Origin of the sequence: Pseudarthrobacter sp. lyk4-40-TYG-27 (assembly GCF_030209295.1) — a bacterium.
Taxonomy (GTDB): domain Bacteria; phylum Actinomycetota; class Actinomycetes; order Actinomycetales; family Micrococcaceae; genus Arthrobacter.
In genome coordinates, this window is sequence record NZ_JARVSH010000005.1 from 134,263 (window position 1) to 159,564 (window position 25,302).

The following is a 25,302-nucleotide window of genomic DNA, read 5'->3' on the forward strand; positions in this document are numbered from 1 at the left end:
GATAGGGCGGCAAATTTACCGGGACGGGCCTCTCAGGGGAGCCCCGCCATCCGGGCGGCGAGATGCAATGCCGCCAGCCGCCCCGTCCCGCGAGGATCGCCACCGCACAGCTCAAAGATCCGCTGAAGCCGGTGGTGCATGGACTGCCGTTCCAAGTGCAGTTCGCGCGCCGATTGCGCGGTGTTGCAGCCCGAGTCCAGCCATACCCGCAAAGTCTCCAGCAACTGGGACTGCCGCTGCGCGTCATGCTCCAGGACCGCCCGCAGCTGCCGGTTCACGAACGCCTCCCGCGCCGAGGCATCCAGGCAGGTCAGGGACAGGCTTTCAACCGCGGAATCCTCCGCGTCCACCACCACCAGGCCGCGGGCCGGATACTGCCGGCGTGCCGAGGCGTTCCGCCGCCGGATCTGGCGCACCTCCAAGGCCCGCCGCGCCTCTGCCAGCGACCAGGAAGCCCCAGCCACCCCGCCGGCCAGGGGCCCCACGGCAATCACCGCGTCAGGGTCCCCCGCCAGGCCCTGCAACGATACCAACAGCCGCCGCCGCTCACCGGCGGCATCGGTGCAGGGGAGGCCGATCATCACCACCAGCTCGGCGTCGTCCAGGTACGCGGCACAGGGAATCCGGCGTGAGCTCAGGAAGGTTTCGACGGCGCAGCGCACCTCCTGCGGTGACGCCGCATGGATTGCCGCCACCACTGCCGGGGAATCCGTGGGAAAGCCGGCCCCGGGGGCAAGCTGCTCAAGCCGCCACTCCGGGGCGGAATTGAGCACTGCCCGCATCAGTTCTGCTCCGGCCAGGGCGTGCAGTCCGGGTGGAGTGTGCTGCAGCAGCGCCAGCCCGAGGATGTCCACGGAGCGTTCCCCGGCCACCTGCGCCAGCGCCACGTCTGCGGCCTCCGGTACCCGCACCTCAAGCCGCCCCATCAGGACGCCGCGCACGGGAATGTCCACGCTGACCACCGTTCCGCCGGGCAGCCCGGCCCCGCCGGCAAGGCTGCCGTGAGCGCCCGGTCCGGAGCCGTCGTCGTCCGCCGGCCCCTCCCCGGCGTCCGCGGCCACCCCGCTGCTCCACCCCTCGGGGACGGCGCTGCCCATGGTCACTCCCCACGGGGAGGTGAGGTGCACGGCGGAACCCGTGATGCCCGCCAGTACGGCCAGGATCTTGTCCAGCGAGGCCCCGTGGGCCAGCTCCGCCGCCATGGCGCGGGTGGCGGCGTCGGCCTGCTGCAGGTGCCCCACCGACTCGCTGACCAGCATGGAATTGATGGCCTGCATGACGCCCACAAAGGGCACCACCTTCCGCAGCTCGACCACCGGAAGGCCGTATGCCTCGGCCGTCCGCAGCATGTCCGCAGGGATTTCCGGGAGGGCGCCCCCCGTCTCGATGGCGAGCGCCGCGATACCCCGCTGGGCCAGTTCGCGGACATAGTCCTCGCGTTTGGCGGGGGTGGCCGTGGCCAGGGTGATCCCGCCGCAGAGCAGCAGCTCGCCGCCACGGAGCAGGGGAGCGATGTCCAGGACTTCGCTGGAATGGACCCAGCGCACCGGCTGCGCATCGGCCACCACGCCCAGGGGATGGAGTACGGGATCGGCGGCGGCAAGGGCGGGGTGGGCGAGTATTTCGCCAAGAAACACTGACACGACATTCCGTAACGTAGTAGGGGAATCTGTTCGACAGATTGTATCTTGTTCCTTGTGATGGGGGCCACATAGCCTTTGAGTACTTATCCACCTCACGGAGGCCCCCATGCAAGAAAAGCTTTCACCAGCAACGCACGGGCACGCGGCCCCTGCCGGCCAGGACCACAACGTCGTGGACCACGAAGCCTGGCTGCAGCCCATCCCCGAATCAGCGCGCACACGCAAGGTATCCGGCCAGTTCTGGATCTGGGCGGGCGCCAACCTGGCTCCCATCAACTGGGTGCTGGGGGCACTCGGTATCCAGCTGGGACTCGGCCTGGCGGACACCGTCACCGTCCTGGTCCTGGGCAACCTGATCGGCATGCTCCTCTTTGGCTGCTTCGTCCTCCTGGGCCAAAAGACCGGAGCCACCGGCATGGTCCTGGCCCGGGCCGCTTTCGGCCGCCGCGGCAATTACCTGCCGGCCGCCATCCAGGCCCTGCTGGTCATCGGCTGGTGCGCGGTGAACACCTGGATCATCCTCGACCTGGTCATGGCACTCTTCGGAACCCTCGGCTGGGTTGACCCTGAAGCCCCCAACTACGCCTGGAAGATCGGCGTCGCCACCTTCATCATGGCCCTGCAGGTCGCTATCGCCTGGTTCGGCTACAAAGCCATCGCGGCCTTCGAAAAATGGACGGTACCGCCAACCATCCTCATCCTGGCCGTCATGTCCGCCGTCGCCTGGTTCGGCATGGACATCGACTGGGGCTACGCCGGACCGGCCGGCGCCATCCTGGAAGGCTCGGAACGGATCGCCGCCATGAGCGCCGTCATGACTGCCATCGGCATTGGCTGGGGTATCACCTGGTTCACCTACGCCGCGGACTACTCCCGGTTCGTCAGCACCAGCGTCCCCAAGAAGAAGGTCTACCTGGCCTCGGTCCTGGGCCAGTTCATTCCTGTGGTCTGGCTGGGTGTCCTGGGCGCCAGCCTGGCCACCAACTCCGGGGAGATCGACCCCGGCAAGCTGATCGTCCTCAACTTCGGCGCCATGGCTCTGCCCGTGCTGCTCATGGTGCTCCACGGCCCCATCGCCACCAATATCCTCAACATCTACACGTTCTCGGTCGCGACCCAGGCACTGGATATCTCCATCAGCCGCCGCAAGCTCAACCTGTTCGTCGGCGTCTTCTCGCTCGCCGCCGTCGTCTTCTTCATCTTCCAGGAGGACTTCGCCGCGGTGCTCGACGCCTGGCTGATCGGCCTGGTGGCCTGGGTGGCCGCCTGGGGCGGCATCATGCTGGTGCACTACTTCTGGCTGGACAAGCGCTGGCCGGGCGAGCCGGAGCGCCTGTTCGACGCCGTGGGCACCAAGCGGCTGCCCGGCGTCAACTGGGCCGGTGTCATCTCCCTCGTGGCCGGGATCTTCGCAACCTGGCTCTTCATGTACGGCCTGATCCCCATCATGCAGGGCCCCATCGCAGTGGCCCTGGGCGGCTGGGACCTGTCCTGGCTGGCCGGCGGACTGACCAGCGCCGGGGTGTACGCCATCCTCGGGCCGCGGCAGCACATCCGGTACCTCGCAGTGAAGCCCCGGACGGTCACCGCCGTGAACCCCGCCCCCGGAGCAGGCGGCAAGGAAACGGACGCCGCCCCTGTCCTGCCCGCCCGCTAGGCCGCACAGCTTCCCATCCCCCAACACCTGGCGGGCGCCCTGCGCCCGCCGAAAGGATTTCCCGTGAACCAGCCCGCCATCGCGGACGCCCTGCATCCGGTCACCTGGCCCGACGGCGCCAAAGCCGCAGCCTCCTTCACCTTCGACGTGGACGCGGAGTCCTGCACGATCGCCCACGACCCCAGCTCCACCCGGCGCATGTCGCTGATGACCCACCAGTCGTACGGTCCCAAAGTCGCCGTACCGCGGCTCCTGAAAATCCTCGAGCGCCAGGACATCAAAGCCACCTTCTTCATCCCGGGCTTCACCGCCGAGTCCTACCCGGACGTGGTCCGGCGGATCGTCGACGGCGGGCATGAGGTGGGCCACCACGGCTACCTGCACGAACCGATGCAGGGCATCGACGCCGCCACCGAGGCCGGCTACCTTGACCGCGGCCTCGAAGCCCTGGCGAAGGTGGCCGGGGTCCGGCCGGTGGGGTACCGGGCACCGTGGTGGGAACTGAACTGGCACTCCCCGGGCCTCCTCGCGGACCGCGGCTTCCTCTACGATTCCAGCCTGCTCGACGGCGATGCCCCCTACCGCTTCGCCGTCGCCGCCGATGATCCCAGGGACATCGTGGAGATCCCCGTGGACTGGACCCTTGATGACTGGGAGCAGTACGCCTTCTACCCCGGTGTGACCGGCAGCGGCGTCATCGAAAGCCCGGCGAAGGTCCTGGAAATGTGGACCCTCGAGGCGCAGGCCCACCACTCCCAGGGCAGCTGCTTCGTCCTGACCAACCATCCGTTCATTTCCGGCCGGCCGTCCAAGGCCGTGGCCCTTGAACAGCTGATCGAGCGGGTGAAGGCGATGGACGGCATGTGGGTCGCCACCATGGAACAGATTGCCCGGCACACCAAGGCCTCGGTCACGGAGGTCCACACGCACGCGCGGATTGACGTACCGGTCTTCCCGGGCGCGGGTGCGCAATTCCAGCCGGCCGTGGTGCGGCAGGGGGTCCTGGCCTAGAGTGGCCGAAAAAGGGCCGGCGCCGCCGGCCGGAAGGAGTGCCGGAATGGACCTCATGGCCAGCCTTCAGGACAGCATCGGGCAGGAACTTGCCTGGCAGATTCCGCTGTACGAGCAGTTCCACCGGCATCCGGAGCTGGGCCTCGCCGAACACGAAACGTCCGCCGCCGCAGCGGACAACCTGGTCCGCTCGGGCTTCGACGTCCGGCGCTTCGGGGGGACCGGCGTCGTGGGCGTCCTCGCCAACGGCGCCGGTCCATGCGTGCTGTCGCTGGCGGACATGGATGCCCTGCCGGTTGCTGAGGCCACCGGGGCGCCCTTCGCCTCCACCGTCCCGGGCGTCATGCACGCCTGCGGCCACGACCTGCATGTGGTGGCCCTGCTGGGCGCGGCACGGTACCTTGCCGGCCACCGGGACGGATGGCGTGGCACCTACGTTGTCCTGTTCCAGCCGGCGGAGGAGACAGCGGCGGGGTCCCGGGCAATGCTCGACGACGGCCTGGCCGCCGGAATCCCGCGGCCGGACGTTGCGCTTGCCCAGCACGTCATGCCCACCGAGGCGGGAACCATCGGTACCACGCCGGGTCCCATCCTCTCGGCCGGAGATTCGGTGCGGATCATCGTGCACGGCCGGGGCGCCCACGGATCCATGCCGCACAAGTCGGTCGATCCGGTGGTGCTGGCTGCCTCGATCGTCCTCCGCCTGCAGACCGTGGTGTCCCGTGAAACGCGCCCGGGGGAGTTCGCGGTGCTGACCATCGGCTCGGTGAACGCCGGTGCCACGGCCAACATCATCCCGGACCGGGCGGAACTGCTGCTCAACCTCCGTACCTACAACATGGCGGTCCGGAGCCAGATGCTCGCCGCCATCGAGCGGATCGTCCGCGGCGAGTGCGCGGCTGCAGGCTCGCCGCGGCAACCTGAGTTCGAGTACTACGACCAATACCCGCTGACCAGCAACGATCCGGAGGCCAACGCCAGGGGCACGGCGGCCTTCACCACGACGTTCGGTGCCGACGCCGTCTACCGCACCGCGCCGCAGACGGCGTCGGAGGATTTCAGCCGCATCCCCGACGCTTTCGGGGCCCCGTACGTGTACTGGGTTGTCGGGTCGGTGCCTCGGGAAACCTACCGGCAGGCGGTGGCAGCGGGCACCGTGGACACCGATATTCCAGCCAACCACTCACCGTTCTTCCTGCCCGCCGTGGATCCCACCCTGCGCGTGGCTACGCAGGCGCAGGCTGCCGCGGCCCTCGCGTACTTGGGCGCCGGGGCTTCCTAACCGTTTCGAGCCAGCAGGGACTTCATCTGCGCGGCCGCGTGGCTGCCCGGTGCGGGGGTGTACACCACGATGTGGAGGTCCGGCCGGTCGGACGGGGACACCTGGTGGTGTTCCAACTGGAGCACACCCACGGCCGGGTGGTGGAAAAGGCGCTCGCGGGATTCGAAGCCCAGGATGTCGTACAGGTCCCAGCCCTGCCGGAATTCCGGGCTGGCTTCCTTCAGCCGTTCCACCTGGTACTGGATGTCCGGATCACCGAGCCGCTGCCCGGCTTCGGCGCGGAATTCGGCAAGGAACCGCTTGCTGGTGGTTTCCCAGTCCGGCAGGAGGTTGCGGACGTAGGGATCGGTGAACACCAGCCAGAGGAGGTTGCGGTCCGCCGGGGCCACCGTGGCGATGTTCGGAAACAGGGCGGCATAGGCCGTGTTCCAGCCGGCCACGCCCCAGTCCGGAAACAGCGCGAAGCTCGGATTGGGGTCCAGTGCATCGAGCAGGCGCTGGATATGGGGCGGGGCGGAATCGGCTGCGGGGCCGGCAGGGGCCGCTGCTGCGTAACCGCCCAAGGACAGGACGTAGCCCACGCCGGTTGCCGAGAGATGCAGGGCCCGGCTGACCGCCTCCAGCACCTGCCGGGACGGGCTGATGTCCCTGCCCTGCTCCAGCCAGGTGTACCAGGTGACGCTGACGCCGGAAAGGAACGCCACCTCTTCGCGGCGCAGTCCCCGGTCGCGCGCCCGGCCGATCGGCGGCAGGCCGTAATCCGCCCGGAGCGCCTGGTCCCGGCGGGCGCGGAGGAAGAGGCCGAGTTCTTTGCGGCGCCCTGGTTCAGTCACCAGAAAATACTATTACTCTGGTACTCCTGCTACTAGTAGTAAGAGCGTCTTCCGCATGGAGGGCCATGCCCGCAGGATGGTAAGCATGCCTGCACTTCGCTCTAAAACTGTCACCCACGGCCGCAACATGGCCGGAGCCCGCGCACTGCTGCGCGCTTCCGGCGTCGCCAACGCGGACATCGGCAAGCCGATCATCGCCGTGGCCAACTCCTTCACCGAATTCGTCCCCGGCCACACCCACCTTGCCCCCGTGGGCAGGATCGTCTCCGATGCGATCCTCGCCGCCGGCGCCGTGCCGCGCGAGTTCAACACCATTGCCGTCGATGACGGCATCGCCATGGGCCACAGCGGCATGCTGTACTCGCTGCCGTCCCGCGACCTGATCGCCGATTCCGTGGAGTACATGGTCAACGCGCACTGCGCCGACGCCCTGGTCTGCATCTCCAACTGCGACAAGATCACCCCGGGGATGCTCATGGCGGCCCTGCGCCTGAACATCCCCGTGGTCTTCGTCTCGGGCGGCCCGATGGAAGCCGGCCGCGTGACCCTCACCGACGGGTCCGTCCGGTCACTGGACCTGGTGAACGCGATTGCCGACGCCGTGGACGAGTCCATCTCGGATGCCGACATCAACCTCATCGAAGAGAATGCCTGCCCCACCTGCGGTTCCTGCTCGGGCATGTTCACCGCCAACTCGATGAACTGCCTCACCGAGGCCATCGGCCTGTCCCTGCCGGGCAACGGCTCCGTACTGGCCACCCATACCGCCCGCAAGGCGCTGTACGAGAAGGCCGGCGCCACCGTCGTCGAGCTGGTCAAGCGCTACTACGACGGCGACGACGAGTCCGTGCTGCCGCGCTCCATCGCCACCGCCAAGGCCTTCGACAACGCCATGGCCCTGGACATCTCCATGGGCGGCTCCACCAACACCATCCTGCACCTGCTGGCCGCCGCCCAGGAGGCAGGCGTGGACTACGGCCTGGCCGAGATGGACGCCAAATCCCGCCAGGTGCCCTGCCTGGCCAAGGTGGCACCCAACGTCGCCAAGGACAAGACCTACTACATGGAGGACGTGCACCGTGCCGGCGGCATCCCGGCCCTGCTGGGCGAGCTGAACCGCGGCGGACTCCTGCACAAGGACGTCCACTCCGTCCACTCCAATGACCTGGACGGCTGGCTGGATGACTGGGACATCCGCGGCGGCAAGGCCACCGAAGAAGCGAAGGCACTCTGGCACGCGGCCCCCGGCGGCGTCCGCTCCTCCACCGCGTTCTCGCAGTCGAACGAGTGGACTTCCCTGGACACGGACGCGGCGGAAGGCTGCATCCGCTCCGTGGAGCACGCGTACTCCAAGGACGGCGGCCTGGCCGTGCTCCACGGCAATGTGGCCGTCGACGGCGCCGTGGTGAAGACCGCAGGCGTTGACGAGTCCATCTGGGTCTTCTCCGGGCCGGCCGTGGTGTGCGAATCCCAGGATGAAGCCGTGGAGAAGATCCTGAACAAGACCGTCAAGGAAGGCGACGTGGTGGTCATCCGCTACGAAGGCCCCCGCGGCGGTCCCGGCATGCAGGAAATGCTCTACCCAACGTCGTTCCTCAAGGGCCGCGGCCTGGGCAAGAAGTGCGCCCTCATCACCGACGGCCGTTTCTCCGGCGGCACGTCCGGCCTGTCGATCGGCCACATTTCGCCGGAGGCTGCCTCCGGCGGCGCCATCGCCCTGGTGGAGGACGGCGACATCATCAGCATCGACATCACGCAGCGCTCCATGCAGCTGGAGGTCTCTGACGAGGTCCTGGCCGAGCGCCGCGAGAAGCTGGAGGTCAACGGCGGCTACAAGCCCAAGGACCGGGACCGCCAGGTTTCCGCTGCCCTGCGCGCCTACGCCGCCATGGCCCTCTCGGCGGACAAGGGCGCCGTCCGGGACGTGTCGCTGCTGGAGCGGTAACGCTGGTTCCTGGCGGGGGAAGGGCAGGTCCATTGGCCCTCCTCCGCCAGGGAATACGGCGCCACACTTGAAGGGTCATCGTCGGGCCCGGGGAGGTGTGGTGCGCAGGTTTGAACCGTCCCTCGCGGCAGCCGCCCTCGTGATGGTGCTGCTGGCGGGCTGCTCTCCGCAGCCGGCAAGTCCACAGCCATCGCGGTCCTCCGCTGCTGCCTCCGCACCGGCGACCGGAGCGCCCGCCCCGCCGACGCCGTCGGACGTTCCGTCCTCACCGCCCGCAGAAACAGCGCCCGGCGCTCCCGGGGTCAGTTCCGCCGCGGCGGCCTGGACCACGTTTACGACGGCGGATGGCAGCATGGCGTTCGACCTTCCCGCCGGCTGGCGCGTCAAGGACCCTGCGGGTGAACTGGCCGAGGGTGGCGGGGCATTCGCCGAGGTCCGGAACCAGGCCGGAAAGATAATGGCCACGCTGAGGACCAACATGGCCACCGGATCCACCTGCACCGAAAGGTACCCCTACGAAATCCTGGACACGGTGGACGTCCCGGCGCTTGTCCAGGGCGGAGAGGTGCCGCAGTTCGTGTTCGAATCCCGTGCGAATGCCCCGACCCCCGGCCTGTACAGCACCCCGGCTGCCGGTTACGGCATCACCTCGGGCCCAGCGGCCAGCGGACCGGACGCGTGCCCCATCTTCCAGTTCTTCAGGTGGCCCCCAAACGCTGCCATGTTCGGGGCGTCCTACGACCCCAACAACAACGCGACGCCAGGGGACCCGTCGCTCCCGTACCTGGACCTCGCCCGGAAGTACCGGGGCACGTCCGAGTATTCGGACATCAGGAAGATGATCACCTCGCTGCGGCCGGTGCAGCACTAGCCGGACGCTGTTGGCAGGGGGGCGCCCGGCCAATGGGGGGACCAACGCCCCGCCTGCCGTCCTGCCTCTCCGGTACCCTTTTCACATGGTGCAGGAAGTGGCCGATTACCGGGCGGAAGGCATCCTGCTCGCCGGGGCGGGACGGGCCATCCTGCTGCAGCTTGCCAATCCCGCCATCGGCCGCGGGGTGGCGGCACACAGCACCTTCACCGAGCGTCCCGTCAACCGGCTCAAGGGCACGCTCACCTATGTTTACGCCGTCGTGTACGGAACCGATGAGCAGGTGCATGAGGTGCGCCGCAGGGTGAACCGGGCCCATGCCCCCGTGCGGCGCATTCCCGACGAATCGTCCGCCGGGTACAGCGCCTTCGATCCCGCGCTGCAGCTCTGGGTGGCGGCCACGCTCTACGACACAGCGCTCACCGTCATCGAGAAGATCTACGGCCCGCTCGATGAAGCCGCCGCGGACGCCATGTATCGGGACTATGCACGGCTCGGTACGGCGCTGCAGGTTCCGGCGGCCATGTGGCCTGCGGACCGGGACGCGTTCGGCCGCTACTGGAAGGAGCAGCTCGCCGCACTGCGGGTGGAAGCCGAAGGCGCCCAGGTTGGCCGTGGCCTGCTGTACCCGGAAAACACCGCCTTCTGGTACCGGGCCATGATGCCCTCGGCCCGCTTCCTGACCGCCGGGCTGCTGCCGGGCCAGCTGCGGAAGGACTTCGGCCTCGCCTGGAGCGACCGTCACGAGCGGCGCTTCAACCTGACCATGCGCGTCCTGGCGGTGGCCTACCCCAAACTTCCACGGGGAACCCGGCACTGGTTCAAGGACTACTGCCTGGGCGAGCTCGACAAGGACCTGCACGGGAACGGCCGGCTGCAGCAGCGCCAGGGGAGCCGTGCGTAGTTCCACCCCCGTCGAGCAGAGGATCGACGACTACGCCCGCCGCTTCCTGGCCACGGCCCCGGCCCGCGGCGCCAAGGCACGGCTCACCGAGTTCGCCGTTTTCGGCCTCAAGCAGGGCTGGGCCTGCATCTTCGGAGCCGCGCTCCTGGCCGTGCTCATGGCCGCCCGGCTGTGGTACCCGGACGATGCGGTGCTGGCGCGGAACGACTTCCTGACGCTCGCCGCCGTCGTCATCCAGGTCCTCATGGTCGCGTTCAAACTGGAAACCCTGAGGGAGCTGCGCGTCATCGTCCTGTTCCACCTGGTGGGGACCGTGATGGAACTGTTCAAGACGGACGTCGGCTCCTGGTCCTACGAGGCCGAGGGCGTCCTCCGGATCGGGGCTGTACCGCTCTTCAGCGGCTTCATGTATGCCGCCGTGGGCTCGTACATGGTGCGTGTCTACCGGCTCTTCGACCTCAGGTTCGCTGCCTACCCGAGGCGCTGGATCACTGCCATCCTCGCCGGCGCCATCTACGCCAACTTCTTCACCCACCACTACATCTGGGACCTGCGCTGGGTGCTGCTGGCCGCCGTCGTGGTTGTCTATGGCCGCTGCGTGATGCACTTCCGTGTCTTCCGCAAGGAGTTCCGCATGCCGCTGGTGGTTTCCTTCCTGCTGGTGGCACTGTTCATCTGGATCGCCGAGAACATTGCCACCTGGTCCGGGGCCTGGCTCTACCCCAGCCAGGCCGCAGGCTGGCATCCGGTGGGCCTGGAGAAACTCGTGGCCTGGTTCCTGCTGATGCTCATCTCCGTGGTGCTGGTGGCCTGGGTCTACAAGCCCCGGCCGCCGGAACCACGAGGCATACGACGCAGGGACATTCCGTCGGCTGCACTGCCGCGCTAAAGGGGGTCTGCCAAGACCCGTTTCAGCAGGGCCCTCGCTAGGGCTTCGGGACCACGCTTTGATGGACTGTATGCCTCCCGAAACCACAACCAGCAGTACCAGCGCGCCGCAACAAACCTCTGGCAGCGAGCATCGCCAGGCCCACTGGGGAGGCGTCTTTGCGATGTCGCTGTGCGTCTTCGCCCTGATCGCCTCGGAGTTCATGCCGGTCAGCCTGCTCACACCCATGGCAGCGGACCTCCAGGTATCCGAAGGGATGGTGGGGCAGGGCATCGCGGTCTCCGGCCTGTTCGCGGTCCTCACCAGCCTGTCCGTCTCCCGCCTGGCCGGCAGCCTTAACCGCAAGGCCCTGCTGCTGGGCCTCACGGCGTTGATGGCGGTCTCCGGGGCACTGGTGGCCCTGGCGCCGGGATACCTGCTCTTCATGATCGGCCGCGCCCTCATCGGCGTGGTGATCGGGGGATTCTGGTCCCTCTCCGCGGCCACCGCCATGCGGCTGGTCCCGCCCCACCAGGTGCCGCGCGCCCTGGCGATCTTCAATGGCGGCAATGCCCTCGCCACCGTCCTGGCCGCCCCGCTGGGCAGCTGGCTGGGGGCCGTCATGGGCTGGCGGGCGGCCTTCTTCTGCCTGGTTCCACTGGCCGCCGTTGCCTTGGCCTGGCAGTGGTTCAGCCTTCCGTCCATGACGGTGGACAAGCCGCGGGAAGCCGGCAGCGTCCTGGCGATCTTCGCCGCGTTCCAGAACCGCCCGGTGGCCTGGGGCATGGCCGCATGCGGTTCCTTCTTCATGGGACAGTTCGTCCTGTTCACCTACATCCGCCCGTTCCTGGAACGGGTGACGCGGGTTGATGCGGCTACGGTGTCCCTGGTCCTGCTGGTGCTGGGCGTGGCAGGCTTTGCCGGCACCATGCTGATCGGCCGGTTCCTGGGGCAACGCCTGTACCGGACGCTCGCCACCATTCCCGCGCTCATGGCCGTCATTGCGGCGCTGCTCGTGCCGGCGGGCGGCTGGTTCGCCGCCGTCGTGGTTCTTTTGGGTTTGTGGGGCTTGCTGTCAACGGCCGCGCCGGTGGGCTGGTGGAGCTGGGTCGCCGAGGCCATGCCGCACGACGCCGAGGCAGGCGGCGGCTTGATGGTGGCCGTAGTCCAGACCTCGATCGCCATTGGCTCAACCCTGGGCGGCCTCCTGTTCGACTCCGCCGGTTACGGCGGCACCTTCGTTGCCAGCGCAACGGTCCTGTCCGCCGCCGGCGTCCTGGCCTTCGTGACTGCCAAGGCCACGCACCGGGTGGCGTGACCAACAGATTTCCAGCCAACCGAATCAACAGGAGGAGACCATGAAGTTCACCAAGAGCGGCGGCCAGACCGGCGCCGGGCCAAAGGAATGGTTCACGGGGACGGTGCAGATCGACGGGATCCGCAATCCCGATGAACAGTCGGCCATCGGCTGCGCCCATGTCCGTTTCGCCCCGGGTGCCCGCACCGCGTGGCACCACCACCCGAAGGGCCAGACCCTCTACGTCACCGACGGCATCGGGCTGGTGGCCCGCCGCGGCGGCGAGGTCCAGGAAATCCGTCCGGGCGACGTCGTCTACATCGAGCCCGGCGAGGAACACTGGCACGGGGCCACCCCCGAGCGGTTCATGGCGCACGTGGCCATGCAGGAAGCTGATGCGGACGGCCAGGTGGTCACCTGGCTCGACCACGTCACTGACGAGGAATACGGGGCCTAGCTCCCGTCCCGGACAGGAAAAAGAGCGGACGACGCCGGAAGAATCCGGCGCCGTCCGCTCTCCTCGTCGCGGGGAAGGGTCAGTCGTCGTAGGTGTTGGCGATGTAGACATCGCACGGGGCGTTGTGCGCCACGCTGTTGGCGACACTGCCCAGGAGCCGGCCGATGCCGCGCATCCTGCGGTTACCCACCACGATCAACCGGGCGTCCAGGCGGATCGCTTCCTTGATCAGGGAATCGGCGGGCTTGCCCCGGGCAGCGAAGTGGGTTACCTCCACCCCGGGCCGGGAGTTGGCCAGGTCCTTCGCCACGATCTCCGAGCTGTCCGCATTGGAAATCCTGACCTTGTCCGAACCCACGCCGAAAGTTTCGGCGGTTTCGCTTTCAAACCCGGTCACCACATGCAGTGATGCTCCCAGCGATTCCGCCAGGCCCAAGGCCACTTCCGCTGCCTTCCGTGCCGACGGGCTCGCGTCCACGCCTACAACCACTACTCCACTCATCCTGCACTCCTTCGTTAGTCCTGGCGCAATGTCCACCTGCCAGTCTAGGGAGTACCCCCGTCATGCTTCGGTATCACACAGTTGCTGCCGCAAACGCCGCCGCTGCCTGCCTGGCGAACTGGCTGTCCGGCCGGTCAAGGCCGAAGTGCTCACGCAGCGTCCGGCCGGAGTACCCGGTGCGGAACAGGCCGCGGGACTGCAGGATGGGGACCACCTCGTCGGCGAAAGCCTCGAAGCCTCCGGGCAGCCACGGCGGCATGAAGTTGAACCCGTCCGCGGCGCCGCCTTCAAACCAGCGCTGGATTTCGTCCGCCACCTGCACCGGGGTCCCGGCGAACACGTAGTGTCCGCGGGCGCCGGCAAACCGGTGCAGAACCTGCCGGACGGTGAGGTTTTCGCGGCGGATAATGTCCAGCACCAGCTGGCTGCGGCTGCCCGCCTTGCCCGCGGTGGCCAGCAGTTCCGGCGGGAACGGCCCGTCCAGCGGCACCCCGTCCAGGTCGATCCCCAGCAGCTTCCGCAGGATCCCCAGCCCGTACTCCGGCTGCGTGAGTTCGTCGAACTCCTGCTTCAAGGCTTTCGCCTCTGCTTCAGTGGAGCCCAGGTACGGGCTGATCCCGGGCAGCACCAGGAGCTGGCCGGGGTCCCGGCCGAACCCCGCCGCACGGGCTTTGATGTCCGCGTAGAACGCCTGCGCGCTGTCCAGGGACTGGCGGGCCGTGAACACCGCCTCCGCGTGTTCGGCGGCGAACGCCTTGCCGTCCTCGGAGGAACCTGCCTGCACGTACACCGGGCGGCCTTGCGGGGAACGCGGCGTGTTCAGGGGCCCCGCCACGCGGAAATACCTGCCCTCATGCTCCACCGGGTGGATCCGGGACGTGTCGGCGAAGACCCCCGTGCCGGCGTCGGCCACCACAGCGTCGTCCTCCCAGCTGTCCCAGAGCTTGCCCACCACGCGGACAAAGTCGTCAGCCCGGTCGTAGCGTTCAGCGTGCGGCGGGTGCTCGTCCAGCCCGAAGTTCTGGGCCGCCCGCTCCGCGCCGGTGGTCACGATGTTCCAGCCTGCGCGGCCGTTGGAGAGGTGGTCCAGCGAGGCGAACAGGCGGGCCGCGTTGTAGGGCTCCAGATAGGTGGTGCTGGCGGTGCCGATCAGGCCGATCCGCTCCGTGGCGACGGCGATCGCTGACAACCAGGTGAACGGCTCAATGCGGAACCGGGTGGCGAACTGGACATTGCTTTCCAGCGCCGGCCCGTCCGCGTAGAACACCGCGTCGAACTTGGCCGCTTCGGCCCGCTGCGCCAGTTCCTGGTAGAAACGGATGTCCAGCAGCCTGTCCGTGCGGGACCGTGGATGCCGCCACGCCGCCTCGTGGTGCCCGCCGGGGTAGATGAACAGGTTGAGTTTCAGTTGCCTGCTCATCAAAACGCCGAAGCGATCGAGGCCAGTTCAGGGGCGGCAGCTCCGGCGTACCGGTTCTCCGGACGCGCCAACCCATAGTGCTCCCGCAGGGTCCGTCCGGTGTACTCGGTGCGGAACAGTCCGCGCTCCTGGAGGATGGGCACCACCTGGTCCACAAAGGTTTCCAGCCCGGAGGGGAGCACCGGCGGCATGATGTTGAAGCCGTCCGCCGCGCCGCCGTCGAACCATTCCTGGATGGCGTCTGCCACCGGCTCGGGCGTGCCGGTGAAGGTGCGGTGTCCGCGGCCGCCGCCCAGCCGGCCGATCAGCTGCCTCACCGTGAGCTGCTCGCGGCGGGCCAGTTGCACGATCAAGGTGTAGCGGCTCTTGGCGCCCTCGATCTCATCCTCGCTGGGCAGGTTGGCCGGCAGTTGGCGGTCCAGGGGCAGGTCCTCCGGGTCCACGCGGAGGGTTCTGGCCAGCTGGATCCGGGCGTACTCCGGCTTGATCAGCCGGTCCAGTTCGCGCTCCAGCTCCAGGGCCTGCTCCTCGGTGGCACCGATGACCGGGACAATGCCCGGCAGGATCTTGATGGTTTCCGGGTCGCGGCCGGCGGCTGCGGTGCGGGCCTTGAGGTCGCGGTAGAAGTCCTGCGCGTCGGCCAGGGTCTGGTGTGCGGTGAAGACGGCATCCGCATAACGGGCGGCGAGGTCCTTGCCGTCCTCGGACGATCCGGCCTGGACAATCAGGGGATGGCCCTGCGGTGAGCGGGGGACATTGAGGGGGCCGCGGACTTTGAAGTGCTTGCTCTGGTGGTCGATGGTGCGGATCTTGTCCGCGTCGCCCCATACGCCGGCGGCTTTGTCTGCGAGCACGGCGTCGTCCTGCCAGCTGTCCCAGAGTTTCTGCGCCACCTCGATGAATTCGGCGGCACGCTCGTACCGGACGGCGTGGGCGGGCTGATCGTCCACGCCGAAGTTCCGGGCGGCGTCGGGGCCGGCTGTGGTTACCACGTTCCAGCCGGCGCGGCCGCCGCTGGCCCAGTCCACCGAGGCGAAACGGCGGGCCAGGTTGAACGGCTCGTTGTAGGTGGTGGAGGCGGTGGCGATCAGCCCGATGCGTTCGGTGGCGCCCGCGATGGCGGTCAGCAACACGGTGGGCTCCAGCTTGCCGCCCGGGCGGCGGCCCACCTCGCCGAACAGGACGGGGGAGTCGGCAAAGAAGATCGAATCGAGCTTGCCGCGCTCGGCTGTTTGGGCGAGCTTTTGGTAGTGCCCAATGTTCGTGCCCGCGTGCGGGTCGCTTTCCGGCAACCGCCAGGATGCTTCGTGGTGGCCAGTGCTCATCAGGAAGGCGTTGAGGTGAAGCTGGCGGTCGGTGGGCTGGTTGTTGGCAGTCATGGCTGTTTCCTTGCTGGATGGAGGGAAGGGGCGTGGGTTTCGGCAGGCGCAGCCACCGGGGTCAGTGGCCCGCCGTTGCTTCGACGCCGAGTGCGGCCAGGAGATCGCGGCGGAGGGCCTCGTGTCCGGCGGCGTCTGCGGAGGTGCGGATGGGTTCCGGCACGGGCCGGACCGTGGCGATCCGGCCCTGGTCCAGGACCACGATCCGGTCAGCAAGCGCAATGGCCTCGTCCACGTCGTGCGTGACCAGCAGGACGGCGGGACGATGTGCTGCCACCAGGTCCTGGAGCAGTCCGTGCATCCTGATCCGGGTCAGCGCGTCCAGGGCGCCGAACGGCTCGTCGGCCAGCAGCAGCTGGGGTTCGCGGACCAGTGAACGGGCCAGCGCCACACGCTGCTGTTCGCCGCCGGAGAGTTGGTGCGGCCATGCTTTTTCACGTCCGGCGAGCCCCACTTCCGCGAGGGCCTTGCGGGCCCGGGCCCCGGCGTCGTGCTCCCGGACGCCCAGGGTGACATTGCCCAGCACGCTGTCCCACGGCAGCAGCCGGGAGTCCTGGAAGACCACGGAGACGCGGTCCGGGACGCTGATCACGCCGCTGCCGCGAACGTCGTGGTCCAGCCCGGCGAGGGCGCGCAGCAGCGTGCTCTTGCCGCAGCCGCTGGGTCCGAGCAGGGCCACGAACTCGCCGGGCGCGATGTCCAGGTCCACACCGTCCAGGACACTCTTGGTACCGAAGCTGCGGATGAGCCCGCGGACTGAAACAGCGGCGCCGGACTTAGTGCCGGCGGGGGAGGGGGCGAGGGCGGTCAGCCCGCCAGGGTGCGCTGCCATGAGAGGGCCTTTCGTTCGATGAAACGGACAATGCCGTCGGAGAGGAGGCCAAGGATGCCGTAGACGGCAAGGCCCAGGATGATGATGTTGGTCTGGCCGTAGGTGCGGGCGAGCTCCATCATGTAGCCGATCCCGCTGGTGGCGTTGATCTGTTCCACCACCACCAGGGACACCCAGGCGCCGGTCACCGCGAAGCGCAGGCCCAGGAAGAAACCGGGCAGGGCTCCGGGGAGGACCACCTTGCGGATGAAGCCGGCCCGGCCCAGGCCCACCGTCTGGGCAAGTTCGACGAACCGCAGGTCGATGCCGCGCAGCCCGGCATGGGTCTGCAGGTAGACGGGGACAAAGACGCCCAGGGTGATGGTGAGGACCTTCATGGTCTCGTCGATGCCGAACCACAGGATGAGCAGTGGGATCAGGGCCAGGCCGGGGATGGCGCGCTTGATCTGCACCGGCCCGTCGATGAGTGCTTCACCGATCCGGCTCAGCCCGGACAGCAGGGCCAGCACCGCTCCCACCAGGATGCCGAAGAACAGTCCCAGGCCGGCGCGCTGGGCGGAGATCGCCAGGTTCTCCTGGAGCCGGCCGTCGGCGATGAGCTCACCGGCGGTGGCCACGACGGTCCAGGGTTCGGAGAGGATGCGCGGTTCCAGCGCCCCGGTGGCGGAAGCAGCTGTCCACAGCAGCAGCAAAGCGGACGGGCCCACCCAGGCGAGCCGCCGTCGTCGTCCGGGCCCGAGCCTCCTGCCTGTGGGCCGCACGTCCGGCCGGCCAGCCTGCGCCGGGTCCTGGTGCGGTGCGACGACGGGACGGTCCAGGACCGCGCTCATGCCGCGCCAGCCTTGGCGGCGGAGGCGAACGCCGTGCCGGCGATGGCCTCGAAGCGGGTGTCGTAAAGATCTGCCGCCGTCAACTGCGGCTTCTTCTGCTCGCGCGCCAGCAGGTCGATGGTTTCCTGGTGCCGGGCGATCGCGTCGGTCCACGTGGTGGGCAGGTCGCGTTTGCCGGTGGCGTCGATCAGGTACTGGCCATCCTCACGGGACAGGCCCTGGTCCTTGACGTAGTAGCCCTCCAGCCACTCGGCCGGGTGGTCCTCGATCCAGCGCTGCGCCTTGCCCCAGACCTTCGCGTAGCCGGCAAGGGCGGCAGCCTTGGCGGGATCGGCCAGGACTTTGGCGGGGGAGTAGAGGAGGCTGGGATCATCGCGCAGCCCGTGGCGGAGGGTGCTGGCGCCGTCGGCCTTGTACTTGGCCAGGTAGCGCTTGATCTGGACGCCGCCCAGCGGAGCCGCGTCCACCTGCTTGCTGGCCAGCGCCGTGGCGTAGGCGTCCCCGGTGCTGGGGAGCTCCACGAGCTTGACGTCTTCCTGCTTGAGGCCGGCTTTGTCCAGGATGCGCAGCACCAGGGCGCCCTGTGCCTGGCCCGGGGAGTAGGCCACTTTCTTCCCGCGCAGCTCCTCGAGCTTGCGGATGCCGGCTCCCGGCGCCACACCGAGCTCGTAGATGGGGTGGTTCACCGCGTCCTGCCGGTAGCCGGCGGCGATGATGCGGACGTCCAGCCCGGTCCAGGTGGCGTGGATGGGCGGAATGTCCGCCACTGACCCGACGTCCAGGGCGTTGGCGCGGAAGGCCTCGGTGGTCTGCGGGCCGCCGGAGATGTTGGCGAATTCCACCGTAAAGCCGTCCAGGTCCTTGATCAGGCCGGACAGTTCCAAGGCCACTTTGATGCTGGGATCTCCCACCGTGATGGTGGTCCCGGCCGGGACGGAGGCGGCCAGCGGTCCAAGGGATGACTGGCTGATGCGTTCGCCGCCCGCGGTGGCGGCACCGCCGCAGGCTGAGAGCAGCCCCGCGGCAGGCAGGGCCAGGAGGGCGCCCAGGGCGCGGCGGCGGGTAAACGTCCGAGCGGGGCCGGGGCGGGGCGGGGATGCTGGGAAGGACATGGTGTTCCTTTCGGGAAGATTCCGGGTACGACGACGGCACCCGGGATGGGTGCCCGGGTGGGCGTGGGAGGTTGGTGGCGCCTGAACGGCGCTGGGTGCGTGGTTTTGCGCTGATGCCTCAGGTGGTGCGTACGGCTTGGCCGGTGCCGTGGAAACACCTAAACACGGCCTGTGGGATCTTGGCCAGCACCACGCAACGGACGCTCAACGCGGCGAAATGGCGCTACTTATGGCGCCATCCTGGAGACAAAGCAGGCAACCCGGCGCCATGAACCGCAACGGACGTTAATGTGACTGGACGTCCGCGAAGGCCCGTCGTCAGGCGCGGAAAAGCCTCCTGCCGAGGCCCTGGAAGAACCCCGGTTCCAGCGCAGGGTCGATGACGGCCGGCCGTGCACCGGGATCCGTCCCCCAACGTTCCACCGGCCGGCGCCTGTTGTTCCAGTCGACCGCCCCGAACTCCGGATTGTAGAGCGGCGGGTCTACCCCTTCCGCAGTGAAGATGGCCCACATCCAGTCAGGGATGCAGTCCGCCGTCCGGGGGTAGGCCAGGAGTTGGCGTGCCCAGATGGACGCACCAGCCGGTTCCGCGCCGGGGTGCCACCGGCCGTCGTCCGTCTTCTTGAGAAGTTCCTCATCAAAGAGCTCCACCACTCCGGGGCGGTCAGGGTAAACATGGACCTCCGCCGAGGTCCAGGTTCCGATACCCGGTTCGTAGGCCCGGCTGCGGTATTCGTCCAGCCATACGATCAGCGCCTCGTAGGAGAACTCTTCCTTGCCATCCACAAGGTCACGAAGTTTGCCGCCGGTACGGGCACAGCCGTGGCCCAGGGTACTGGAGCCCCGGTGGACCAGCACTTGCACCACTTCCTCAGTCCCGCGGGCAAACCCGGCGGGACCAAAGGCCTCACGGCTGAGCCGTTCAAGCCCTTCAATGACGAACGGATCCGCTCTTAGGTCACGCACGGACAGGTCACCGGCTTTCTGTTGACTGAGGATGGAACGGTAACCCGGTGTCAGGCCCGATGTCAGGCCCGCACGCGGCCCTGGGCCAAGCCGGCAATATTCTCGGTGACCGCCCAGGACGCAAGGAGCTTGAGGGCTTCCTCGGAGGGGCTGCCGGGGGTGGCCGGATAAACGGTGAGGGTATGTCCGGGGTCCTCCTCCAGCCCGAGGACCTGGTAGTTCAGCTCAAGGAGCCCCACCACCGGGTGCTGGAAGAACTTGGTGCCCGCGTAGTGGCGCCGGACGTTGTGCGCGGCCCACAGGCTGCGGAATTCGTCGCTGCGCATGGACAGTTCGCCGATGAGTTCCGCGATCCCCTTGTCATGCGGATTGCGGCCGGCCTCGCGGCGGAGGATGGCCACGTTGGTGTTCGCTGCCCGCTCCCAGTCCGTGTAGAAGTTGTGGGCTCGGGGGTCCAGGAAGATGAACCGCGAGTGGTTGGCCGGCCGCGACGGAGTGCGGTACATGTCCGAATAGAGCGCATAGCCCAGGGTGTTGGCAGCCACGATGTCCAAACGGTTGTTGCCAATAAAGGCCGGTGCCCCCGTGATGGTGTCCAGGAGGTACTGCAGCTCCGGCCGCACCGCCGTGGACGCGGAACCGCCGGCGCCCGCAGCCCGCTTGCGTCCCGAGGTGTTGGCTGTCCGTGCCAGGTCATAGAGGTGGTCGTGTTCGGCCCGGTCCAGTTCCAGGGCGCCGGCAATGGCATCCAGGACGCTGTCCGAGACGCCATTGAGGTTGCCCCGTTCCAGGCGCGTGTAGTAGTCCACGCTGACGCCCGCCAGCCGGGCTACCTCCTCGCGCCGCAGCCCCGGGACCCGGCGCCGGCCGCCGTACGGTTCAATGCCTGCCTGCTCGGGGGTGATGCGTCCACGGCGGGAGGAGAGGAACTGCCGTACCTCGGCTCGGTTATCCATAGGGACCACGTTACGACGATTCCGCGAACCGTAAGGAGGGTCTGCCAAAACCAGTTTCGGCAAGACCCTCGCCAACTGCCGGCGCTGCGGGTTTGATGTACTTGTCCGCTTTCAGCCGTTCAGCATTTGGAGGACCCAGCATGCGCGCAACCATCATGCACGCCCCCGGAGACGTCCGCGTCGAGGACCGTGACAAACCAGCCGTCCAGCGGCCCACGGACGCGGTCATCAAGCTCGTTGCCGCCTGCGTGTGCGGGTCCGATTTGTGGCCCTACCGAGGCGCCGACAAGCTGGCCCGGCCGCAGCCCATGGGCCACGAGTACGTGGGCATAGTCGAAGAAATCGGCGCCGACGTGAAGAACGTCCAACCGGGCCAATTCGTCGTGGGGTCCTTCTTCGCCTCGGACAACACCTGTGAGATCTGCCGTTCCGGCTACCAAAGCGGCTGCGTCCACCGCCAGGGCGTGGGCGGCGCCCAGGCCGAATACCTGCGCGTCCCGCTGGCGGACGGCACCTTGGTGGCTACCCCGGAAATGCCCGACGACGCACACATTCCATCCTTGCTTGCCGCCTCCGATGTGCTGGGCACCGGATGGTTCGCCGCCAAGGCAGCCGAGGTGGGCCCTGGCAAGACTGTAGCGGTCGTGGGCGACGGCGCGGTGGGGCTCTTGGGGATCCTGGCAGCCAAGCAGATGGGCGCCGGGAAGATCATCGCCATGTCCAGGCATGCGGACCGGCAGGCACTGGCCCGCGAGTTCGGTGCCACCGACATTGTCGAAGAACGTGGTGACGCAGGCGTGAAAAAGATCAAGGAACTCACCGGCGGCCTTGGCGCGCATTCGGTGCTGGAGGCCGTGGGCACCCAGGAATCGATGCTGCAGGCCATCCACGCCACCCGCGCCGGAGGCCACGTAGGGTTCGTGGGCGTCTCCCATGATGTGGCGCTGCCCGGCCGGGACCTCTTCTACTCGCACGTCCACCTGCACGGCGGCCCTGCCCCGGTCAGGCAGTACCTGCCCGAGCTGATCGACCTGATCCTCCGCGGCGAGATCAATCCCGGCAAGGTGTTTGACCTTGAACTTCCCCTGGAACAGGCAGCGGAGGCGTACAAGGCCATGGACGAACGCCGGGCCATCAAGGTGCTCCTGCGCCCGTGACCACGGTCCTGCCCCCGACTGGAGGCCGTCGAGGGTAGGACTCCCAAGACCAGTTACAACAGGGCCACCCTGGCCGCCTCAACACACAGGGTTTCACCAGGGAAGCCCTTGTAGCATCGAGTTATCCCCCAACAGATCAGAGGAGAACCATGACTACCGTCAAGGCTTATGCATCCCCGTCCGCAACGGAGGACCTGGTGGCCACCACCATTGAACGCCGCGAGGTGGGTCCGCACGATGTCATGATCGAAATCAAGTTCGCCGGCATCTGCCACTCGGACATCCACACCGTCCGCGGCGACTGGGGCCCGCAGCAGTACCCGCTGGTCCCCGGCCACGAAATCGCCGGCATCGTCACCGAGGTTGGCTCGGCCGTCACCAAGCATGCAGTCGGCGACCGTGTGGGTGTTGGCTGCATGGTCAACTCCTGCAAGGAGTGCGTCAACTGCCAGAAGGGCGAGGAGCAGTACTGCCTCAAGGGCAACGTGGGCACCTACGGCGCCGTTGACCGCGATGGCACCATCACCCAGGGCGGCTACTCCACCCACGTCGTGGTCACCGAGGACTTCGTGGTGACCATCCCTGAGGGCATCGACCTCGACGTTGCCGCGCCGCTGCTGTGCGCAGGCATCACCACCTACTCGCCCCTGCGCCACTGGGGTGCCGGCCCCGGCAAGAACGTTGCCGTCGTCGGCCTCGGCGGGCTGGGCCACATGGCCGTCAAGCTCGCCCACGCCATGGGCGCCGAAGTGACCGTCCTGTCGCAGTCGCTGAAGAAGCAGGAAGACGGCCTGAAGCTGGGCGCCGACCACTACTACGCGACCAGCGACGAGAACACCTTCTCCGAGCTCGCCGGATCCTTCGACCTGATCATCAACACGGTCAGTGCCTCGATCGACATCAGCTCCTACCTGGGCCTCCTGAAGCTGGACGGCGCGCTGGTGAACGTCGGTGCCCCGGCCGAGCCGCTTCCTGTCAACGCCTTCGCACTGATCGGCGGGCGCCGCTCCTTCGCCGGTTCCATGATCGGCGGGATCCGTGAAACCCAGGAGATGCTCAACTTCTGCGCCGAGCACCACCTGGGCGCCGAGATCGAGGTCATCCCGGCCGAGAAGATCAACGAGGCCTACGAGCGCGTCCTCGCCTCGGATGTCCGGTACCGGTTCGTGATCGATACCGCCACCCTCTAAAGCACCACCACGTGCGGCGGGCCGGCTCCGAAAGGGGCCGGCCCGCCGTCGTGCTTAACCCGTGGGTGAAGGACGACGCCGGACCGGCCTCACGGCGCGAGGCTTCGCAGGATCGACGCGGCCGGGCCCGCCGTGGTGGTCCGGTAGTTGATGCCTGCCCAGAGGTTCAGCCCTTCCGGATCCCCTGCGGCTGAAGCCGCGGCACGCAGGGGAGTGGTGAGGTGGTGGATTTCCGGGTACCCGTAGGGGGCATCGGCGTCGTGGCGGCGCATGAACGCGTTGTACAGCCCGCGGGCATTGCGGCCGGAAAACGCACGGGTAACGGCGGTGGTGGTGAAATGCTCCGGGGACGCCAGTGCCGCCCGGTGCGCCGGTTTGGTTCCGGCTTCGTCGGCGCGGAGGAAAGCCGTGCCGGCCTGGACGGCTGCTGCACCGATGCTGAGGGCGGCCCGCGTTTCGTCCGCAGTGGTGATCCCGCCGGCCGCGACCAGGGGCACGTCGAGGTCGAACAGCTCCTCGAGGATCCCGTGCAGGGGCACGTCCGGCGGGGCGCCGGCGGCGTCGAAGGTGCCGCGGTGGCCGCCGGCCTCGGGCCCTTGGACGCAGAGGGCATCCGCACCCCGGGTAAGTGCCTGGAGTGCCTCGTCCCGGCCGGTCACCGTGGCCATGACGTACACGCCGCGTTCCTTCAGGGAATCCACAACGTCTGCACCGGGAAAATCGAAGGTAAAGGACACCACCGCCGGTGCCAGGTCCAGCAGGACCTGGAGCTTCCTGTCCCAGCCGTCATCGTCGTGCCGTGGATCCCCCAGTTCGACGCCGAAGCGTTCGGCGTCGGGGGCGAGCGAGGCGGCATAGCGCTGCAGGGCGTCGGGAGTGATGACGGAGGGCTGGGGGACAAAGAGGTTGACACCGAAGGGTGCGCCCGTGTGTCCCCTGACGGCTTCAATGTCGGCGCGCATCGCGTCCGCCGTCTTATACCCGGCGGCCAGGAAACCCAGGCCGCCGCCGGCGCTGACCGCAACCGCCAGCTCCGGAGTGGACGGCCCGCCCGCCATGGGCGCCTGGATGACGGGCAGTTCCAGGGACCTGGGACTGAACCGACGTGGTTTCCGCTCGCTGTTCAACTCATGCCTCCCGGGCCGGCTGCGCCTACCTGACGAATGCTACGCCGGTCCTGCTCCGGCACGAAGCGGCGGGGATGGAGCCGCCGGTAAGGACCCGCCGGTATGGGCCCGTCGTGACAGGGCCGGGGCGTGCGGGGGAACGTCCCTAGGCGTCGTGGCTTCCTGCCGTCACCGGGCCTGCGGGCGCAATCCGCGCCACCGTGACCTTCACGGAAACGTCCGCCGGGGCAAAGTGCTTCCGGACCGCGGCGGCAACACCACGGACCACATCCGGGGTACGGGCCTCCGCGCTGACGCCTACCCGCACCGTCACCTCGGTGCGGCCGTCCTGGTCACGGACGTCCACCAGGGCGTCGTTTTCCGGCTCCGCGGCCCGCGGGTTCAGTACGGACGCGGCCCGGGCCGGAAGGCGCTGCCACAGGCTCCGTGCGGGAAAAACTTCCGTGACGCCGTCGACCGCCATGACGACGTTCTTCAATGGTGTGGTCACTGTTCCTCCCGGGGGGCGTCGATGACGTCGGTGATGGTGATGTCGATGGCCGCAATGGTCAATTCCGTGTGCCTCGCCAACGCCTCGGCCAGATCCTGCCGCAGCGATGCCGCACTGTCCATGAGGTGCTGGCCGAACAGCACGGCGAGGTCCACGCGGACCGTCACCGGCTCTCCGGGGAGGGTGACGTCGCCGTCGAGCTTTACGCGTCCGGCTACTGTCCCTGGCAGGCTGTCAGCCACGGACCGGACCAGCGCAAGCACGGCCCCTTCCGTTTCGGACAGCGTGTCGGCGGGGTCGTCGGACCGCAGCGGGATGGTCCTGCCGGGCCGCAGTTCCAAGGCCAGGTTCGCCAGGATGTCCTTCATCCACTCGTCCGTGCCACTGCCGGCCGCGGCAACGTCGCTGGCAAAGAGCTCGTTGCCGGCGGCGGAAAGCCGGCGGAGGGAGTCGAGCCCGTTGCGGCATTCCGGGCAGGATTCCAGGTGGTGCGGGTCGGCGAATTCACCCGTGTCCAGGTAGATGCTGAGTTCCTCAAGTGTGTGGCCGCACTCGAATGTGTCGTGGGGCATG

At 68.2% G+C, this 25,302-nt stretch carries 25 protein-coding genes; 11 read left to right on the plus strand and 14 right to left on the minus strand.

Annotated elements, in window-relative coordinates; all coding sequences use genetic code 11:
• Positions 1-32 precede the first annotated feature (32 nt).
• Positions 33-1,643 (minus strand): PucR family transcriptional regulator, encoded by a 1,611-nt coding sequence (locus QRM96_RS11320; RefSeq protein ID WP_285319748.1) that lies wholly within the window; start codon positions 1,641-1,643, stop codon positions 33-35.
• A gap of 106 nt (positions 1,644-1,749) precedes the next feature.
• Between QRM96_RS11320 and QRM96_RS11325 the strand changes: the two genes are divergently transcribed.
• The 3 genes from QRM96_RS11325 to QRM96_RS11335 all read left to right on the plus strand — a co-directional run bounded on the left by QRM96_RS11325 (position 1,750) and on the right by QRM96_RS11335 (position 5,593).
• On the plus strand, positions 1,750-3,300 hold the full coding sequence (locus QRM96_RS11325; protein ID WP_285319750.1) for a purine-cytosine permease family protein: 1,551 nt from the start codon (positions 1,750-1,752) through the stop codon (positions 3,298-3,300).
• A 63-nt stretch (positions 3,301-3,363) separates the two neighbouring features.
• Positions 3,364-4,311 (plus strand): polysaccharide deacetylase family protein, encoded by a 948-nt coding sequence (locus tag QRM96_RS11330; RefSeq protein ID WP_109045695.1) that lies wholly within the window; start codon positions 3,364-3,366, stop codon positions 4,309-4,311.
• Positions 4,312-4,357: 46 nt separating this feature from the next.
• Positions 4,358-5,593, plus strand: coding sequence for an amidohydrolase (locus QRM96_RS11335; RefSeq protein WP_285319752.1), 1,236 nt, complete (start codon positions 4,358-4,360; stop codon positions 5,591-5,593).
• Here the strand turns inward: QRM96_RS11335 and QRM96_RS11340 are convergent.
• On the minus strand, positions 5,590-6,426 hold the full coding sequence (locus QRM96_RS11340) for a helix-turn-helix transcriptional regulator (RefSeq protein ID WP_285319754.1): 837 nt from the start codon (positions 6,424-6,426) through the stop codon (positions 5,590-5,592). The genes QRM96_RS11335 and QRM96_RS11340 overlap by 4 nt on opposite strands.
• Before the next feature lie 85 nt (positions 6,427-6,511).
• Between QRM96_RS11340 and ilvD the strand changes: the two genes are divergently transcribed.
• A complete protein-coding gene (ilvD, locus tag QRM96_RS11345) occupies positions 6,512-8,371 on the plus strand; it encodes a dihydroxy-acid dehydratase (protein WP_018760982.1) in 1,860 nt (619 codons plus the stop codon).
• Between the two features lie 75 nt (positions 8,372-8,446).
• Here ilvD and QRM96_RS21015 read toward each other — a convergent pair whose 3' ends face one another.
• Positions 8,447-8,725: a hypothetical protein gene (locus tag QRM96_RS21015; protein WP_350224067.1), complete on the minus strand. Its 279-nt coding sequence runs from the start codon at positions 8,723-8,725 to the stop codon at positions 8,447-8,449.
• Here QRM96_RS21015 and QRM96_RS11350 point away from each other — a divergent pair.
• The 5 genes from QRM96_RS11350 (at position 8,724) to QRM96_RS11370 (ending at position 12,768) form a co-directional block, all read left to right on the plus strand.
• Positions 8,724-9,242 carry a hypothetical protein gene (locus QRM96_RS11350; protein WP_240617781.1) on the plus strand — a complete coding sequence of 173 codons (519 nt, stop codon included), beginning with the start codon at positions 8,724-8,726 and terminating at the stop codon, positions 9,240-9,242. The genes QRM96_RS21015 and QRM96_RS11350 overlap by 2 nt on opposite strands.
• Before the next feature lie 85 nt (positions 9,243-9,327).
• Positions 9,328-10,146 (plus strand): oxygenase MpaB family protein, encoded by an 819-nt coding sequence (locus QRM96_RS11355; protein WP_285319755.1) that lies wholly within the window; start codon positions 9,328-9,330, stop codon positions 10,144-10,146.
• Positions 10,139-11,035 (plus strand): DUF817 domain-containing protein, encoded by an 897-nt coding sequence (locus tag QRM96_RS11360; RefSeq protein WP_133831757.1) that lies wholly within the window; start codon positions 10,139-10,141, stop codon positions 11,033-11,035. The genes QRM96_RS11355 and QRM96_RS11360 overlap by 8 nt, the downstream gene beginning before the upstream one ends.
• A 70-nt stretch (positions 11,036-11,105) precedes the next feature.
• The gene (locus QRM96_RS11365) at positions 11,106-12,332 is read left to right on the plus strand and encodes an MFS transporter (protein ID WP_285319757.1); all 1,227 of its coding nucleotides are present in this window, start codon (positions 11,106-11,108) and stop codon (positions 12,330-12,332) included.
• A 40-nt stretch (positions 12,333-12,372) separates the two neighbouring features.
• Positions 12,373-12,768: a (R)-mandelonitrile lyase gene (locus QRM96_RS11370; protein WP_018760987.1), complete on the plus strand. Its 396-nt coding sequence runs from the start codon at positions 12,373-12,375 to the stop codon at positions 12,766-12,768.
• A 79-nt stretch (positions 12,769-12,847) separates the two neighbouring features.
• Here the strand turns inward: QRM96_RS11370 and QRM96_RS11375 are convergent, their stop codons facing one another.
• From QRM96_RS11375 to QRM96_RS11410, 8 genes are all read right to left on the minus strand, one after another.
• Complete coding sequence (locus QRM96_RS11375) at positions 12,848-13,270, minus strand: universal stress protein (RefSeq protein WP_026264383.1); 423 nt, start codon at positions 13,268-13,270, stop codon at positions 12,848-12,850.
• Positions 13,271-13,343: 73 nt separating this feature from the next.
• Positions 13,344-14,690, minus strand: coding sequence for an LLM class flavin-dependent oxidoreductase (locus QRM96_RS11380; protein ID WP_285319758.1), 1,347 nt, complete (start codon positions 14,688-14,690; stop codon positions 13,344-13,346).
• The gene (locus QRM96_RS11385; RefSeq protein WP_285319759.1) at positions 14,690-16,069 is read right to left on the minus strand and encodes an LLM class flavin-dependent oxidoreductase; all 1,380 of its coding nucleotides are present in this window, start codon (positions 16,067-16,069) and stop codon (positions 14,690-14,692) included. The genes QRM96_RS11380 and QRM96_RS11385 overlap by 1 nt, the downstream gene beginning before the upstream one ends.
• Positions 16,070-16,130: 61 nt before the next feature.
• A complete protein-coding gene (locus QRM96_RS11390) occupies positions 16,131-16,901 on the minus strand; it encodes an ABC transporter ATP-binding protein (RefSeq protein ID WP_018760990.1) in 771 nt (256 codons plus the stop codon).
• Positions 16,877-17,731 carry an ABC transporter permease gene (locus tag QRM96_RS11395; protein ID WP_285319760.1) on the minus strand — a complete coding sequence of 285 codons (855 nt, stop codon included), beginning with the start codon at positions 17,729-17,731 and terminating at the stop codon, positions 16,877-16,879. The genes QRM96_RS11390 and QRM96_RS11395 overlap by 25 nt, the downstream gene beginning before the upstream one ends.
• On the minus strand, positions 17,728-18,843 hold the full coding sequence (locus QRM96_RS11400) for an ABC transporter substrate-binding protein (RefSeq protein WP_018760992.1): 1,116 nt from the start codon (positions 18,841-18,843) through the stop codon (positions 17,728-17,730). Before QRM96_RS11400 ends, QRM96_RS11395 begins: the two co-directional genes overlap by 4 nt.
• A 318-nt stretch (positions 18,844-19,161) precedes the next feature.
• The gene (locus QRM96_RS11405) at positions 19,162-19,809 is read right to left on the minus strand and encodes a hypothetical protein (RefSeq protein ID WP_240617782.1); all 648 of its coding nucleotides are present in this window, start codon (positions 19,807-19,809) and stop codon (positions 19,162-19,164) included.
• Positions 19,810-19,871: 62 nt separating this feature from the next.
• The gene (locus QRM96_RS11410) at positions 19,872-20,765 is read right to left on the minus strand and encodes a helix-turn-helix transcriptional regulator (protein WP_018760995.1); all 894 of its coding nucleotides are present in this window, start codon (positions 20,763-20,765) and stop codon (positions 19,872-19,874) included.
• Positions 20,766-20,905: 140 nt separating this feature from the next.
• On the opposite strand from QRM96_RS11410, the gene QRM96_RS11415 reads away from it, so the two are divergent.
• Both QRM96_RS11415 and QRM96_RS11420 read left to right on the plus strand, forming a co-directional pair.
• Positions 20,906-21,922 carry a zinc-dependent alcohol dehydrogenase family protein gene (locus tag QRM96_RS11415; protein ID WP_109045704.1) on the plus strand — a complete coding sequence of 339 codons (1,017 nt, stop codon included), beginning with the start codon at positions 20,906-20,908 and terminating at the stop codon, positions 21,920-21,922.
• 149 nt (positions 21,923-22,071) lie between these two features.
• Positions 22,072-23,112 carry an NAD(P)-dependent alcohol dehydrogenase gene (locus tag QRM96_RS11420; protein WP_018760997.1) on the plus strand — a complete coding sequence of 347 codons (1,041 nt, stop codon included), beginning with the start codon at positions 22,072-22,074 and terminating at the stop codon, positions 23,110-23,112.
• Positions 23,113-23,201: 89 nt separating this feature from the next.
• Here the strand turns inward: QRM96_RS11420 and QRM96_RS11425 are convergent, their stop codons facing one another.
• The 3 genes from QRM96_RS11425 to QRM96_RS11435 all read right to left on the minus strand — a co-directional run bounded on the left by QRM96_RS11425 (position 23,202) and on the right by QRM96_RS11435 (position 25,301).
• The gene (locus QRM96_RS11425) at positions 23,202-24,239 is read right to left on the minus strand and encodes a nitronate monooxygenase (RefSeq protein ID WP_285319762.1); all 1,038 of its coding nucleotides are present in this window, start codon (positions 24,237-24,239) and stop codon (positions 23,202-23,204) included.
• A gap of 145 nt (positions 24,240-24,384) precedes the next feature.
• Positions 24,385-24,729, minus strand: a complete 345-nt coding sequence (locus QRM96_RS11430; protein WP_109045706.1) for a hypothetical protein — start codon at positions 24,727-24,729, stop codon at positions 24,385-24,387.
• Positions 24,726-25,301, minus strand: coding sequence for an anti-sigma factor (locus tag QRM96_RS11435; protein ID WP_285319764.1), 576 nt, complete (start codon positions 25,299-25,301; stop codon positions 24,726-24,728). The genes QRM96_RS11430 and QRM96_RS11435 overlap by 4 nt, the downstream gene beginning before the upstream one ends.
• Position 25,302 lies beyond the last annotated feature (1 nt).